Source organism: Billgrantia hypersalina (genome assembly GCF_052584175.1).
This window is the reverse complement of record NZ_JBMIQI010000011.1, coordinates 527475-542014: the sequence shown is the minus strand read 5'-3', so window position 1 is coordinate 542014 and position 14540 is coordinate 527475. Positions and strand designations below refer to the sequence as shown.

Here is a 14540-nt window from a genome sequence, read left to right as displayed (position 1 = left end):
AGCAAGCCTGTCATTGTGTCCCGGCGCTCACGTACAATCGGATCTTCATCATCCTGTTGGGGAATCGTGCATGGACTGCGTACTGATCGAGTCGCTGGAGCTCGAGACGGTCATCGGCGTATACGACTGGGAACGCACCATACGCCAGCGGCTGACGCTCGACCTGGAACTGGCCAGCGACATACGCCCGGCAGCCGCCAACGACGACCTGGCCGAAACGCTCGATTACGCTGCCATCAGCCAACGTATCGCCCGCTTCGCCGACGAGCATGACTTCGCCCTGGTCGAGACCTTCGCCGAGCGTCTCGCCCAGCTGCTGATGAATGAGTTCGCCGTGCCCTGGCTGCGGCTGACCCTGCGCAAGCCGGGCGCCGTTCCCGCAGCCGCATCGGTGGGCGTACGCATCGAGCGCGGCACTCGACGGGAGGACGCCTGATGTCCCAGATAAGCGTCAGCATCGGTAGTAACATCGAACGCGAACACCACGTTCGGGCCTGCCTCGACGCCCTCTACGCTACCTTCGACGGGCTTATCGTGTCTCGTGTCTATGAAAGCGAGCCGGTGGGCTTCGAGGACGGCCGCAATTTCTACAACCTGGTGGCGGTGTTCGAGAGCGACTGGTCAGTGGGAGAGCTTCAGGCCTGGTGCAAGCGCATCGAGCATGACCACGGCCGGCGCAAGGACACGCCCAAATTCAGCCCGCGCACGCTGGACATCGACCTGCTGACGGTAGGCAACCTGGTCGGGGAGCACGATGGCGTCAGGCTGCCGCGCGACGAGATTCTCCATCACGCCTTCGTGCTGCTGCCACTCTCGGAGCTACTGCCGGATACGCCGCACCCCGAGGACGGGCGAACCTACGCCGAGCTATGGGCGACTTTCGAAAGCGACCGGCAACGTCTCTGGCCGATCGCGTTCGACTGGCAGCCTCAGCCACTGCGCTAGACCCTGTGGGCCGGCAGGCACGGTTACGCGCCTGTCAGCTCCCGTTCGAGGATGGCCAAGCGTCGCCGCGAGAGCTCCTCGCCCAGCTCGCCGCCGCGAAAACCCTGCGCCAGCAGTTCCCTGGCCTCGAGTCGAGAGACCGCCTGCCAGGCTCGTTCGAGCCGTTCGGCCAGGACCGGATCATCGACTGCCAGCAGCGCGACAAGCGGCCGGACACGCTCGCTTCGCCGCCAGGCATCGATTCCATCCAGCCAGGCCTTCACGGCGTTTGCATCGGGAACCTGCCGCTCACGCAGGCGGCGGGTCAATGCCGCCTGTCGCCCCAGGGCGCGATAGCTGCGCGGCAACCGCACGCGCTCGGCCAACGCTTCTTGCCGGGTATCGTCGAGATGCTCCACCAGTCGCGCCCATCGCCAGCGGGGGCGCTCCTCCCCAGGCAGGTCGTGCGGCAGCCGCATGAGCCTCGCCAACGCCGGATCGAATGCCGCGCGCTCCTGTACGAGTTCAGGCATCAGGACCGTCAGCGCCCCGCAGTCGTGCAGGGTACGGAAGTAGACCGCCGGCTCGGGCTCGCCCAGCGCCTTCTCGGTCTCGGTCCAGACCCGTTCGGCTACCAGATGCGCGAGCTCGCCACTCGCGGCGAGCTGACGCATCAGCGCCCAGGTTTCCTCGGCGATGACGAAGCCGAGTCCGGCGTAGCGAGCCAGGAAACGGGCCGTCCGCAGCACGCGCAGCGGATCCTCGACGAAGGCCGGCGAGACATGGCGCAACACCCTGCCTTCGAGGTCGGCCAGGCCGCCGTAGGGGTCGATCAGCTCGCCCTCCGGCGTCTCCGCCATGGCGTTGATGGTGAGGTCGCGGCGGGCCAGGTCCTCCTCCAGCGTCACGTCGGGGCTGGCATGTACCTCGAATCCGGTATAGCCATGGCCGGACTTTCGCTCGGTCCGCGCCAGTGCATACTCCTCTTGAGTCTCGGGATGGAGGAATACCGGGAAATCGCGCCCCACCGGTCGAAAGCCGCGGCGCAACATCTCCTCGGGCGTCGTTCCCACGACCACCCAATCGGTATCCACGGTGGGCCAGCCCAACCGGGCATCACGGACGGCCCCGCCCACGCGGTAGACCGCCAGGCCTTCCAGGCAGCGATCCCGCCCCCTCATGGGCGGCCGCGCTCCACCCGCTCGGGCAGGCGGTGCTCCCACTCGGTGAAACCGCCGTCGAGGCTGTAGACCTCGGCAAAGCCCTGCCCCGCCAGCCAGGCCGCGGCCTGCTGGCTCGAATGCCCGTGGTAGCAGACCACCACCAGCGGCTGCTGGCGCGGCGCCGACGCCAGCAGCGCCGGCGCACTGTCATTGTCGAGGTGGCGGCTACCAGGGATATGACCGCCAGCGAAACTCATCGGGTCGCGAATATCGACCACGGTGAGGGGATCGTCGGCATCGATCCAGGTCGTCAGGGTATCTATCGTCAAATGTTGAAACGAGGGGGTCGCCATCTTGGCCTCCCTTGGCGTGAAATGGATCAGCGCTGCTGATGGCTGGACACGGCGATTCGCTCGCCGGTGGCGAGGTTCAATGCGGTGAGACTACCGCCCCATACGCAGCCGGTATCCAGTGCCTCGGCGCGCACCCGGGCGCCTTCGACACGCCCTTCCAGTGCCGCCCAGTGGCCGAAAACCAGGCGCGCCTCGTCGCTTCGGGAGTAGCGAAACCAGGGGGCGAAGCCGGCAGGGGCGCTGTCGAGCCCCTCCTTGGCACTGAAATCGAGGCAGCCATCGGCATCGATGAAGCGCATCCGTGTCAACACATTGACGATGGCGCGCAAGCGATCGATGCCCTCCAGCGAGGCCTGCCAGCAAGCGGGCTCGTTGCCGTACATGCGCTCGAGGAAGGCGCCACTGTGCTCACCGGCAAGCCGCGCCTCGACCTCCCCGGCCAGCTCAACCGCCTCCTCGACAGACCACTGGGGCAACAGGCCGGCATGGGCCATCACGGTCTCGCCCTGCCCATCGAAGGTCTGGCGCACCAATAGCGGACGCGACTGCAGCCAGTCAAGCAACGCGTCGCGGTCGGGCGCATCGAGTATGGCGTCCAGCGTATCCTTGCGATTGAGCCGGGCCCCGCCGCGCGCCACCGCCAGCAGGTGAAGATCATGGTTGCCAAGGACGGTAAGCGCGGCATCGCCAAGCGCATGCACCTCACGCAGGCAGGCGAGGGAACCAGGGCCACGGTTGACCAGGTCGCCGGCCAACCACAGGCGGTCGCGACCGGGATCGAAGTCGATCCGCTCCAGCAACTCGACGAACTCGGCATGGCAGCCCTGGAGGTCTCCAATGGCATAGACGGTCATGTCACCTTTCCTTGTGGCGTGAAGAATGGTCTCGCTCAGTGTACCTGGTTGGGCTTCGCCAGGCGGAAGGGGGCGATGGCCACCTCGAAAGGACGCTGGCTGGCGGTATCCACGCACGTGTAGGCGCCCTCCATCACGCCGACCGGCCCGTCGAGGATGGCCCGACTGGTATAACGGAACGTCTGCCCGGGACCGATCATGGGCTGCTGGCCCACCACGCCCTTGCCGCGCACTTCCTGCACCTTGCCGCTGCCCTGGGTGATTCGCCAATGCCGGGCCAACAACTGAACGCTGCGGCTCGAATGGTTGTGAATGGTCACGGTATAGCTGAAGACGTAGCGCGACTCGTCACGCGAGGACTCCTCGTCGCAGAAGGTGGGTTCCACGTCGACGAGCAATTCCCGCTCCAGGGGTACGTCCGAAACCTGATTCATATCGTCGTCTCCGTCGCGGCCAGATGGTTGGCGATGCGCACGAACTCTTCCACGCTGAGCGTCTGGGGCCGTCGTGCGGGGTCGATACCGAGGGCCGACATCGCCTCTGCGTCGATCACCCCCTTGAGGTTGTTGCGCAGGGTCTTGCGCCGCTGACCGAAAGCCTGGCGCACGACGCTGAACAGCAGCGCCTCATCGGTGGCAGGCCACGGCAACGCGGCATAGGGGGTCAATCGCACAATGGCCGAATCCACCTTGGGCCTCGGCACGAACGCCTCCGGCGGTACCGTGAACAGGTCGTCGACGCGGCAGCGGTACTGCGCCATGACCGACAGCCGCCCCCAGTCGGGGCCACCCGGCTCGGCCGCCAGACGCTCGACAACCTCTTTCTGCAGCATGAAATGCATGTCGGCGATGGCATCGCCTGCCTCTAGCAGATGTCCGATCAGCGGCGTGGAGATGTTGTAGGGCAGGTTGCCCACCACTCGCAGCGGCTCGCCATCGCCACGCAGCCGGCGAAAGTCGAACTTGAGCGCATCGCCTTCGTGAATGATGAAACCCGGCTGATTGAAGAATTGCACGCGCAGCCCCGGGATCAGGTCGCGATCGAGCTCGATCACCTCGAGGCGACCGCCTGCCGCCTCGATCAAAGGCTCCGTCAAGGCGCCCTGGCCGGGGCCTATCTCCACCAGTCTGTCGCCGGGGCGCGGCGCTATCGCCCGGACGATGCGAGAGATGATGCCGGGGTCACGCAGGAAGTTCTGGCCGAAGCGCTTGCGAGCGCGATGAACCGGCGGAGGCGATGCCATGGTAGGTTTCCTTCGTTCAATTCGGTGCCGAGACTGCCTGGCCCTTCTCGACGTTCATTGCTTCTATCTGGGGGTCGGCGCTGCGCGGCGAGCCATCTCGGCGGCCAGCGCCACGGCGACCCGCAGGCTGCCCGCATCGGCCAGGCCACGCCCAGCCAGGTCCAGCGCGGTACCGTGATCCACGGAGGTGCGCACCAACGGCAGGCCAAGGGTGATGTTGGCCGCTCGCCCGAAGCCGGCATACTTGAGTACGGGCAAGCCCTGGTCATGATACATCGCCAGCACGGCGTCGACGCCGTCAAGGTGGCGCGGGGTGAACAGGGTGTCGGCGGGCAGCGGCCCCTCCAGCAGGAAGCCTTCGACGCGCAGGCGCTCGAGACAAGGTGTGATCACCTCCAGCTCCTCTCGGCCCAGGTGACCTCCCTCGCCGGCATGAGGATTGAGGCCGCAGACGGCTATACGCGGCGCGGCAACGCCGAACCAACGCACCAGGTCCGCGTGAAGGATACGCACGATACGCTCCAGGCCGGACGCCGTGATGGCATCGGCCACGTCGCGCAGCGGCAGATGGGTGGTGGCAAGCGCCACTCGCAGCGCCGTGTCGCCTTGCCAGCCGGCATGCAGGGCGCTGTCGGTGGCCAGCATCATCACGACCTCGTCGACGCCACAGGCGTCGCGCAGGTACTCGGTGTGCCCACGAAACCCCGCATGGCCGGCATCGAGAATCACGCCCTTGTGCAACGGTGCGGTAACGATTCCCTCGGCGTGCCCGTCGAGGCAGGCAGCGATCGCCACATCGAGCGTCTCCAGCACGTAGCCGGCATTGCCCACGGCCAGCTCTCCCGGCCGGCTCGGCACACGCAGCGCTACCGGCCACACCGGCAGCATGCCGGGACGCGCCGGCGGCACCGGTTCGCCCGGCGTGAGTTCGAGCAGGCTGACCTCCAGGCCAAGTCGCTCGGCCCGCTCGGCCAGCAGCACCGGGTCGCCCACCGCCACTACCCGAGCGGAAGGAAGCTCTCCCTGCACCAGCTGCAGGGTCAGCTCGGGACCGATGCCGGCGGGCTCACCGCTGGTCACGGCCAGCACGGGGGCAGGCTGCGCCATGAGGCTAGCTGCCGTTGGCGAGCCGATTGTCGACGAAGGCTTCCGCACGGATTTCCTGCAGCCAGGCATCGAGTGCCTCGTTGGCCTTGCGCTGAAGTACCATCTGGCGTGCCTGGTCACGGCTCACGTTGCCGCCCTGCTGTTCGATAAAGCGTTCCACTTCGCGGTTGCTGACATTGACCCGACCGCCGATCTGGCGCTGGTGCAGTTCGCGCAGCAGCATTTCGCGGCGGATTTCCTCACGCACCGCCGCCATGGACAGGCCATCGGCCTCCAAGGCATCGGCGAACTGGTCGAGTGTCATGCCGTTGCTCTGGGCGATCTCGCGAATCTGTCGATTGAGTGCGGTGTCGTCGATGGAAAGGCCTGCATCAGCCGCCATTTGCAGCTGGATCTCCTCGAGGATGATCTGCTCGAGCATTTGCTCGCGCAGCATCGACTCGGGCGGCAACTGCTGGCCTTGAGCGGCAAGCTGGCTGCGCACCTGCGCCATGCGCTCCTCGAGCTGGCTCTGCATGATGGCCTGCTGGTTCACCACGGCCACGATACGATCCAGGGACTGGCGCTGCACGGGCTGGAAGTCCTGGCTCTGGGCCATGGCCGCAAGCGGCACGGCACCTAGGCACAGGGCGAGCCCCAGGGCGCCAAGGGTGGCGATTGGCGAAATCCGCATTTCTCTCTTTCCTCTCATATAGCTCACTTGTAGGGCTCTCGTAGCACAGTCCGAACGATCAGAAATCCGCGGATCGGTAGCCCGGAATGGCCCGCTCGAAGTAATCGCCGGCATCGCCGCCGACACCCCCCAGTCCCTTGAAGACGAAACGCACAAAGATACCGCGCTCGTTGTAGTCGTCGTCGATGGTGTTGGCCGTGTCGTTGTCGTTGACCCACTCGCGCCAGACGAGCTGCAAACCGTAGCAGCAGTCGTTCCACTGCACACCGGCCAACTGGTCGAGACTCCGGCGGTTGGTGTGGTCGTACAGGAAGCGGCCGATCAGGTCGATCCTCGGATTCACCTTGTAGGCGAAGGAGAGCTCGTAATCCTCACGATCATAACCCAAGCGATCCTCGTCTTCTCCCGAGGGATCGAACCCTTCGAGTTGCCAACGGTAGGCAAGGTTCAACACATGCCCGCGAGGATCGCGATAGGCGACTCCCACGCTGCTCCTCTCGGTTCGACTGCGATGATCGTCGTAGAGCCACTCGTAGCGTGTGCTCCATCGGTCGTTGATGCGCCAGTCGAGCCGCGTCACCAAGGGGGAACGTTCTCGAGTGGCCTGGTAGCGGCGCTCGCCACCGTCGGCTCGGGGGGGAGGCAACGTATCCGGGTCTCCGGCCATGTCGATGTTGCGGTCGTCGAAATAGACTGCCTGCCCTAAGCCCAGTGTAAAGCGCTCGCGACCGCTACCGTCCTCGAGGAAGCGGCTGCTGACGCCCAGCGAGATGCGATTGAGGTCGCCGATTCGATCCGAGCCCGAGAAGCGGTACGGCGACCACAACTGGTTCCACGAGAAGGCCCGTTCGTCGCTGTCGAAATCGGGGAACTCGCTCTGGTCCCGCGCCGGCACGAAGGCATAGTTGAATCGTGGCTCGAGCGTCTGGCGATACTCACGCCCGCCGAGGTCCAGCTCGCGTTCGAAGATCAGGCCGCCGTCGATCGAGGCGACCGGCACCGCCCGCTGCAACGCGGTGTCGCGCTCGGTATCGCGCTCGCCGTAATCGAGGTCGTAGGCGGTGTAGAGCCACTCCACCCGCGGCTCGAGATGCCCCCAGGTCTCGTCGAACCGCCAGCCGGTAGTGGGCGAGAGATGCATGCGGGTGCCGGTGGCCGACTCGCGCAGGGGCACCCGCGTGCGATCGACGTCGCGCCAGAAATGGGTGACGTTGGAGCGCCACTGCTGGTAGAAGCCGCCGGCCTGGGTCCAGCGCGCATTGGCGGTCAGGCTGGGCAAGCGGTAAAAGGGCTTGTCGCGATCACGTAGTGGGTCGTCCAGTTTCTGGAAGCCCTGTGCGCGGGCATCGAAATTCCACCGCTCTCCTCGGTAGTTGAGCTGAGCCAGACGCGGCATGTTGTTGGGGTCGTCGCCGAATACGCTGCCGTAATCCTCGAAGTAGCGGCCATCGCTGGCCGCGCCGTAGCGCAGGTTGTAGCTCGTGCGCGAGTCGTAGCGCCCGCTATGGCGATAGTCGACGTACCAGCGGTTCTCTCCCTCGAAACGCCGCGAGGCGTCGTTCGGGTCGTCGCTGGAGCCGCCATCGTCGTTTGCGAGAAAGGCCCCTTCGAGCTGGCCGGCATCACTGGGGTAGAGGTAGCGGTACTCGCCACCCATCAGCAGGCCGCGATCGCTGATCCATCGCGGCGTGATGGTGGCATCGTGATTGGGGGCGATATTCCAGTAGAACGGCTGGGCGTAGTCCAGGCTACCGCTCGAGAACCCCAGTTCGGGCCAAAGGAAACCGGTATGGCGTCGGTCGTCGATGGGAAAGCGCACCCAAGGCCAGTAGAACACCGGCACCCGCCCCACCTCCAGGCGTGCGTGACGTGCGGTGCCGAAACCGCTCTCGCGATCGAGTACCAGATCGCGGGTCGCCAGCCGCCACAGGTTGCTGCCGGGGTCGCAAGTGGTAAAGCTTGCCGATGTGAGGCGGAAACGGCCATCCTCCAACCGCTCCAGCTGCAGCGCGTCCCCCCGCAGGTGTTGGTCATGCACCACGAAATGCGCGGCATCGATGCTGGCCGCATCGCTGTTCAGGGAGAGTTCCCCGGCCTCGCCGCGTACCAGCAGGTTGAGGTCGCGCAGCGCGAGCGGCCCCTCGGCAAGCGCGCGATCGCGTTCGGGCGGCATGCTGACCCGCGGCGACTCGAGCTGGCTGTCGCTACGGCGCAGGATCACCTCGCCGCCGAGGATGGTCTCGCCGTCCTGGCCGTAATAGGCCGTGTCGGCTTCGGCGCGAACCTGGCCCGGCTCGTCAGTGGCCGGCAGACGGTAGTCGGGCGTTACGTAGACGCCGCGGCAGAGCGCCTCGGCGGGGCGGTCATCGCTCCAGGGGTGCCAATCCAACTGCCATGCCGGCAACGGCTCGAGCGCCACGACCTGCGGCGCACCCAGTATCAGGCCGGATGTGATCAGGCCGGCCAGTGCCGTTCCTGCATGTCGCTTGCCCATGGTCCCTCGATGTCCTTGGCGAAGAGAATCGGTATTATACAGACCGCACCCAGCCTGTCGTATGCGCCTGAACGGTCAGCATGCGGCGGTGCCCAACGGGCGTCAACCGGCACCGTCCGACACTGCAAGGAGCCAGCATGACCCAGGTCGACACCACGACGCGAATGGCGGCCCTGCGCCAATGGGCCGCCGCCCAGCATCAACTGCCCGCCGACGCTCTCGACCTGCGCCTGGCCGCGGGGGATGCCAGCTTTCGCCGCTACTTCCGCCTGAGCCTGCCCAAGGGGGGCACGCGCATGCTGATGGATGCCCCGCCGGCCCAGGAGGACAGCCGCCCGTTCGTTGCCATCGCCCAACGCTGGCGAGCCGACGGCCTGCCGGTACCGGCCCTGCACGCCGTGGACCTCGAGGCCGGCTTCATCGAACTCGACGACCTGGGCGACACGCCGCTGCAGGCCCGATTCGCCGACAGCGCGCATCCGCAAACCCTGGCCTGGCACGAGCGTGCCGTGGCGCTGATCCATGAACTGCAGAACCGCGCCGCGCCCGCCCCCCTGCCGGCCTACGATGCCGCCCTGCTCGGACGCGAGCTCGACCTGTTTCCCCAATGGTGCCTCGAGGAGTGGCTGGGCATGGCCACCCCCGCCGAATGGAGCGAGCTGCGCCAGGCATTGATCGACTCCGCCCTGGCCCAGCCGGTCGTCGCGGTACACCGCGACTTCGACGCCATGAACCTGATGGTACACGACGAGCGACTCTATCTGATCGACTTCCAGGATGCCGTGGCCGGCCCCATCAGCTACGACCTGATTTCGCTGCTGCGCGGTCGCTACTGCCGCTTCCCTGCCGAGCGCTTCGCCCACTGGGTCGAGGCCTTTCGTCAGCGGGCGATCGGCGACGGCCGCCTGTCCAGTGCCACCGATCGCGAGACCTTTCACCGTCAGGTCCAGGCCATGGCGGCCCACCGCGCGCTCAAGGTGCTCGGCATCTTCTGTCGTCTGACCCTGCGCGACGCTCGGACGGGCTACCTCGTGCGCCTGACGCACTTTCTCACTCACCTGGAGGAGAGCCTCGCCGCCCTGCCCGAGCATGCCGACTTCCAACGCTGGCTTGTCGGCACCTTCCGTCCCGCGCTCGAGAGAAAGCTGGCCGAAGAAGGCCTGCAGGAGGCGCCATGAAGGCCATGATTCTCGCTGCCGGCCTCGGCAAACGCATGCGACCGCTGACCGACCACTGCCCCAAGCCCCTGCTGCCGGTAGCCGACAAGCCACTGATCGTTCATCATCTGGAGCGGCTGGCAGCGGCCGGCATTCGCGAGGTGGTGATCAACGTCAGCTACCGTGCCGAGCAGATCGTCGAGGCGCTGGGCGACGGTAGCGCACACGGCGTCACCATCGCCTGGAGCCGCGAAGCGCAGCCGCTGGAAACCGGCGGCGGTATCCGCCAGGCGCTGCCGCAGTTGGGCACCGCCCCCTTCCTGCTGGTCAACGGCGACGTCTGGTGCAATTTTGATCCTGCCGCCCTGCCCGCGCTCGGCAACGACCTGGCTCACCTGGTGCTGGTCGACAACCCGACGCACCATCCCGCAGGGGATTTTCACCTCGACGATACCGGCCGGGTGCATCCCCAGGGCGAGCCGCGCCTGACCTACGCCGGGCTCGGCCTGCTCGATCCGGCTCTGGTCGCCGGCCAGGCACCGGGTGAGTTTCCCCTGGCCCCGCTGCTGCGCGATGCGATGCGCGCCGGGCGGGTCGGCGGCACGCACTTTCAAGGCCGCTGGGTCGACGTCGGCACGCCCGAGCGCCTGGCCGAACTGGATCGGGCACTGCGCAACCGCCAGGGCTGAGTCGGGCGCCACGGGGTGGTAAGCTGATCGGCTCGAACGTCTCGATAAGGAAGCCTTGCTCGTGAAAGCCAGCGTCAAGTGGACCGATGGTCGCCAGTTCGTCGCCTGGGCTTGCGAAGAGCGGATAGCGGCCGCGGTGGCCGTCGTGGATCAGCGCACCTAACCAATAGGAAGGAGTTCAGCTCGTGAAAGCCAGCGTCAAGTGGACCGATGGTCGCCAGTTCGTCGCCTGGGCTTGTGAAGAGCGGATAGCGGCCGTGGTGGCCGTCGTGGATCAGCGCACCTAACCAATAGGAAGGAGTTCAGCTCGTGAAAGCCAGCGTCAAGTGGACCGATGGTCGCCAGTTCGTCGCCGAGTCCGGCAGCGGCCATAGCGTCGTAATCGACGGCCCGCCCGATCATGGCGGGCGCAATACCGGGCCGCGCCCCATGGAGATGCTGCTCATGGGCATGGGCGCCTGCACCTCCTTCGACTTGCTGGAGATTCTCGAGAAGTCGCGTGCCGGCGTGACCGACTGCGTGGCCACCATCGAGGCCGAGCGTGCCGATGCGGTGCCATCCGTGTTCACCAAGATCCACGTGCACTTCACCGTCAGCGGGCACAACCTCAAGGAGAATCAGGTCAAGCGTGCCGTGGAGCTCTCCGCGGAAAAGTACTGCAGCGCCTCGATCATGCTGGCCAAGGGCGGGGTCGAGGTCACCCATTCGTACAGCATCGTCGACGACTGAGTCGGCGATTTCTCGCTTGACAGACGGGCCCGCCCAAGCGGGCCCTGGCATCTGCATCGGCTAGACGGGCGGCGCGTCCACGTGGCGCCAGAGATAAAGGGCGAGATGGGAGCGGTAGGGGGCAAAACGCGCTGCGGTGCGCAGCGTCTTGCGTCGCGGGCTGGTGAGGCGCTCGAGGGTCTTGCGCGCGGCCACGTCACCCTCCGGCCAGACATCCGGCTCGCCGAAGTAGAAGATCGAGATCATGTCGGCCGTCCACTGGCCCACCCCCCACAGCGCCGTCAGGCGCCGGGAGCGTTCGGCGTGGTCGAGGCCGCGTAGCGCATCGGCCTCGAGCCGGCCCGCACGCGCCTCCTCGGCAATCAGGCATAGCGCACGCACCTTGGCCCCCGACAGGCCGCAGCCTCGCAGCGCCCCACTGTTCGCCTCGGTGAAGAACTCCGTCAGCGGAGCTTCACCGGCAGCGACAACGACACGCGTCCAGATCGAGCGTGCCGCCTTCACCGAAAGCTGCTGCCCCGCCACCGAGCGACACAGGCGCTCGGCCAGCGGCCGGCTGTCGTCGACTTCGAGCGCGACCGGCCCGCCCCGCTCGATGGCGGCGGCGAGTCCGGGACTCAGCTCACGTGCAACCTCGACGAAGCGCAGGTGGATCTCTTCGGACATGGCACACTCAGAAACGATAGACGCTCTTGGTCATGACCTTGGACATCAGCGACATGCCGAACTTGATCGGCGCCGGGAAGCGCGCGCCGCCGGCCTCCAGCGCGAGATGGGCATGGTGCGCCTCGTCGATGGCCATCTGGCGCAGCACGGCACGCGAGCGATGGTCGCCTGCGGGCAGCCTGACCATATGGTCGTCCAGATGCTTGCCCACCTGTTCCTCGGTGGCCGCGACGAAACCCAAGCTGACCCGGTCGCCGATGGCGCCTGCCACCGCCCCCAGGCCGAAGGAGGCGGCATAGAAGAGAGGGTTGAGCACGCTGGTGTGACTGTCGAGTTCCTGCAGACGCTCGTCGCACCAGGCCAGGTGATCGACCTCCTCCTGGGCGGAGTGCTCCATCTGGCTGCGTACTTCAGGCAACTTGGCGGTGCAGCCTTGCCCCTGGTAGAGCGCCTGGGCGCAAACCTCGCCGGTATGGTTGACCCGCATCAGCCCCGCCGCATGGCGCCGCTCGTCGGCCGTCATCTCGTCATCGTGGATGTCGGCAGTGGCCGGCGAAGGGCGCGACGCCACAGCCGCACGGGGGATCAGCGTGCGCAGTACGGTGTCGAACTGATGGACCAGATTGTCGGCATGGGAGTAGTTGCGGTTCATCTCACCCTCTTCCTGTATACGGCAGCGCCACCCTGCCGGGTGGCGCCATGGACCAGGTGCACCTGATGCGTCGCACGCCTCGACGCGCGCGGCTTTCCCGCATAGCGCCGGCTAGCCAGCCGGCCAAGTAAAGCGTCGACCGCCCATCAGGTGCATATGAATATGATAGACCGTCTGCCCGCCCTGGTCATTGCAGTTCATCACCACGCGGTAACCCTCATCGGCGAAGTCTCGCTCCTCGGCCAGCCGGGCCGCGACATAAGGCAACCGGCCGACCAGGGCCTGATCGTTCTCCTCGATGTCGTTCAAGGTCGCGATGTGCTGCTTGGGTATGACCAGGATGTGGGTGGGGGCCTGGGGATTGATATCGTTGAACGCCAGCACTTCGTCGTCCTCATAGACGATATCGGCAGGGACGTCACGCTTGACGATCTTGCAGAACAGGCAGTCTTGCATCGGCTCGGTCTCCACTCTCTGGATCGGATCGGCGGTAACGCCGCGGCTCAACGAAAGCGTCGCTGGGACAGCAGGTGGCGCACCAGGGGTGCCAGGATCAGCTCGATGGCCAGCGACATGCGCGCGCCGGGAACCACGAGGGTGTGCGGGCGGCTCATGAAGGAATCCTGGATCATCGCCAACAGCCAGGGGAAATCCACCGTGGAGGGATCGCGGAAGCGGATCACCACGAACGACTCGGCATCGTTGGGGATGTCCTGCACCTCGAAGGGATTGGAGGTATCCACCGTGGGCACGCGCTGGAAGTTGATATGGGTGCGCGAGAACTGTGGCTGGATGTAGCGCACGTAGTCGTCCATGCGCCCCAGGATGGTGTCGATCACCGCCTCCTGGGAATAGCCGCGCATCTTGATGTCGCGATCGATCTTCTGGATCCACTCGAGGTTCATGGTCGGCGCCACGCCCACCAGCAGGTCCACATGACGGGCAATGTCGTGCTCCGCCGTGACCAGCCCGCCGTGCAGGCCTTCGTAGAACAGCAGGTCGGTGCCGCAGGGGAGCGGTTGCCACTCGGTGAAGGTCCCCACCCGATGGCCGGCCTCGATCATCTGCTTGTCTTCGGCGTGAATGTAGTGACGATAGGTGCCGGTGCCGTGCTCGCCGTACTCCAGGAACAGCGCCTCGAGACGATCGAGCAGATTGGCTTCCACGGCGAAATGGGAGAGCTGGTTCTTGCGTTCGGGCTCTTCACGGAAGATACGCGCCAGCTCCTCGCGGGTGTAGCGATGGAAGGCGTCGCCATCGACGAAGGCGGCGTGCACGTCCTCACGGGCGAACATGCGCTCGAAGGTACGCTTGACCGTGGTCGTTCCGGCTCCCGAAGAGCCGGTCACGGCGATGATCGGATACTCGCGCGACATCAGGCGCTCTCCGCTCCGACAATGGCTTGTTGCACGGCATCGGGAATGGCCACGCTGCGGCCCTGGGCGGGGTCGACCAGGACGACGCTGAGACGTGCCGTCGCTACCGGCCGGCCGCCTTCGGCATGGCGTACCCGATGATAGACGACGATGGTCTTGCCGGTCGGCGCCGGGATGGCCGTCTCCACCACCAGCGCATCCGGCCAGCGCGCCTCGGACTGGTATTGCACGGCGAGGTCGGCGACCACGCTGGGAAAGCCGCCCATGTCCCACTCGGTCAGCCCCAACGCACCAAACGCCTGGATGCGCGCCTCATGGAGCAGCGATACCAGGGTATCGTGGCCTAGGTGGCGTCCGTAATTCATGTCGGTGATGCGTACCGACAACGGCTGACGATGAACGATGGCGGACTCGGGAAATTCCAGCTTGAGGCGCTCCATGCTCGCTCCCTGATCTTGTT

At 66.2% G+C, this 14540-nt stretch carries 18 protein-coding genes; 5 read left to right on the top strand and 13 right to left on the bottom strand.

Annotation, left to right across the window (positions count from 1 at the left end; translation table 11 throughout):
• Nucleotides 1-70: 70 nt before the first annotated feature.
• Together folB and folK are read left to right on the top strand one after the other, a co-directional pair.
• The gene (folB, locus tag ACOJCM_RS09680; protein ID WP_445211844.1) at nucleotides 71-436 is read left to right on the top strand and encodes a dihydroneopterin aldolase; all 366 of its coding nucleotides are present in this window, start codon (nucleotides 71-73) and stop codon (nucleotides 434-436) included.
• A complete protein-coding gene (gene folK / locus ACOJCM_RS09675) occupies nucleotides 436-945 on the top strand; it encodes a 2-amino-4-hydroxy-6-hydroxymethyldihydropteridine diphosphokinase (protein WP_445211843.1) in 510 nt (169 codons plus the stop codon). Before folB ends, folK begins: the two co-directional genes overlap by 1 nt.
• A gap of 23 nt (nucleotides 946-968) precedes the next feature.
• Here folK and ACOJCM_RS09670 read toward each other — a convergent pair whose 3' ends face one another.
• The 8 genes from ACOJCM_RS09670 to ACOJCM_RS09635 all read right to left on the bottom strand — a co-directional run bounded on the left by ACOJCM_RS09670 (nucleotide 969) and on the right by ACOJCM_RS09635 (nucleotide 8811).
• The gene (locus ACOJCM_RS09670) at nucleotides 969-2105 is read right to left on the bottom strand and encodes a polynucleotide adenylyltransferase (RefSeq protein ID WP_445211842.1); all 1137 of its coding nucleotides are present in this window, start codon (nucleotides 2103-2105) and stop codon (nucleotides 969-971) included.
• Entirely contained in the window at nucleotides 2102-2440 is a 339-nt protein-coding gene (gene glpE, locus ACOJCM_RS09665; RefSeq protein ID WP_445211841.1) for a thiosulfate sulfurtransferase GlpE, read from the bottom strand. Before glpE ends, ACOJCM_RS09670 begins: the two co-directional genes overlap by 4 nt.
• Before the next feature lie 26 nt (nucleotides 2441-2466).
• Entirely contained in the window at nucleotides 2467-3294 is an 828-nt protein-coding gene (locus tag ACOJCM_RS09660; protein WP_445211840.1) for a symmetrical bis(5'-nucleosyl)-tetraphosphatase, read from the bottom strand.
• 35 nt (nucleotides 3295-3329) lie between these two features.
• On the bottom strand, nucleotides 3330-3728 hold the full coding sequence (apaG, locus tag ACOJCM_RS09655; protein ID WP_445211839.1) for a Co2+/Mg2+ efflux protein ApaG: 399 nt from the start codon (nucleotides 3726-3728) through the stop codon (nucleotides 3330-3332).
• Complete coding sequence (gene rsmA, locus ACOJCM_RS09650) at nucleotides 3725-4537, bottom strand: 16S rRNA (adenine(1518)-N(6)/adenine(1519)-N(6))-dimethyltransferase RsmA (protein WP_445211838.1); 813 nt, start codon at nucleotides 4535-4537, stop codon at nucleotides 3725-3727. Before rsmA ends, apaG begins: the two co-directional genes overlap by 4 nt.
• A 63-nt stretch (nucleotides 4538-4600) precedes the next feature.
• Nucleotides 4601-5644, bottom strand: coding sequence for a 4-hydroxythreonine-4-phosphate dehydrogenase PdxA (pdxA, locus tag ACOJCM_RS09645; RefSeq protein ID WP_445211837.1), 1044 nt, complete (start codon nucleotides 5642-5644; stop codon nucleotides 4601-4603).
• 4 nt (nucleotides 5645-5648) lie between these two features.
• Nucleotides 5649-6317: a SurA N-terminal domain-containing protein gene (locus ACOJCM_RS09640; RefSeq protein ID WP_445211836.1), complete on the bottom strand. Its 669-nt coding sequence runs from the start codon at nucleotides 6315-6317 to the stop codon at nucleotides 5649-5651.
• 58 nt (nucleotides 6318-6375) lie between these two features.
• Nucleotides 6376-8811, bottom strand: coding sequence for an LPS-assembly protein LptD (locus ACOJCM_RS09635; RefSeq protein WP_445211835.1), 2436 nt, complete (start codon nucleotides 8809-8811; stop codon nucleotides 6376-6378).
• A 137-nt stretch (nucleotides 8812-8948) separates the two neighbouring features.
• Between ACOJCM_RS09635 and ACOJCM_RS09630 the strand changes: the two genes are divergently transcribed.
• The 3 genes from ACOJCM_RS09630 (at nucleotide 8949) to ACOJCM_RS09620 (ending at nucleotide 11386) form a co-directional block, all read left to right on the top strand.
• On the top strand, nucleotides 8949-9989 hold the full coding sequence (locus ACOJCM_RS09630; RefSeq protein WP_445211834.1) for an aminoglycoside phosphotransferase family protein: 1041 nt from the start codon (nucleotides 8949-8951) through the stop codon (nucleotides 9987-9989).
• Nucleotides 9986-10657: an N-acetylmuramate alpha-1-phosphate uridylyltransferase MurU gene (murU, locus tag ACOJCM_RS09625; protein WP_445211833.1), complete on the top strand. Its 672-nt coding sequence runs from the start codon at nucleotides 9986-9988 to the stop codon at nucleotides 10655-10657. The genes ACOJCM_RS09630 and murU overlap by 4 nt, the downstream gene beginning before the upstream one ends.
• A 309-nt stretch (nucleotides 10658-10966) precedes the next feature.
• A complete protein-coding gene (locus ACOJCM_RS09620; protein ID WP_445211832.1) occupies nucleotides 10967-11386 on the top strand; it encodes an OsmC family protein in 420 nt (139 codons plus the stop codon).
• Between the two features lie 60 nt (nucleotides 11387-11446).
• Here the strand turns inward: ACOJCM_RS09620 and ACOJCM_RS09615 are convergent, their stop codons facing one another.
• From ACOJCM_RS09615 to ACOJCM_RS09595, 5 genes are all read right to left on the bottom strand, one after another.
• The gene (locus ACOJCM_RS09615; RefSeq protein WP_445211831.1) at nucleotides 11447-12052 is read right to left on the bottom strand and encodes a DNA-3-methyladenine glycosylase family protein; all 606 of its coding nucleotides are present in this window, start codon (nucleotides 12050-12052) and stop codon (nucleotides 11447-11449) included.
• 7 nt (nucleotides 12053-12059) lie between these two features.
• Nucleotides 12060-12704, bottom strand: coding sequence for a 2-polyprenyl-3-methyl-6-methoxy-1,4-benzoquinone monooxygenase (gene coq7 / locus ACOJCM_RS09610; RefSeq protein ID WP_445211830.1), 645 nt, complete (start codon nucleotides 12702-12704; stop codon nucleotides 12060-12062).
• 111 nt (nucleotides 12705-12815) lie between these two features.
• The gene (locus ACOJCM_RS09605; RefSeq protein WP_445211829.1) at nucleotides 12816-13160 is read right to left on the bottom strand and encodes a histidine triad nucleotide-binding protein; all 345 of its coding nucleotides are present in this window, start codon (nucleotides 13158-13160) and stop codon (nucleotides 12816-12818) included.
• A 47-nt stretch (nucleotides 13161-13207) separates the two neighbouring features.
• On the bottom strand, nucleotides 13208-14080 hold the full coding sequence (locus tag ACOJCM_RS09600) for a phosphoribulokinase (protein ID WP_445211828.1): 873 nt from the start codon (nucleotides 14078-14080) through the stop codon (nucleotides 13208-13210).
• Entirely contained in the window at nucleotides 14080-14520 is a 441-nt protein-coding gene (locus ACOJCM_RS09595; protein WP_445211827.1) for an acyl-CoA thioesterase, read from the bottom strand. The genes ACOJCM_RS09600 and ACOJCM_RS09595 overlap by 1 nt, the downstream gene beginning before the upstream one ends.
• Between the last annotated feature and the right edge of the window lie 20 nt (nucleotides 14521-14540).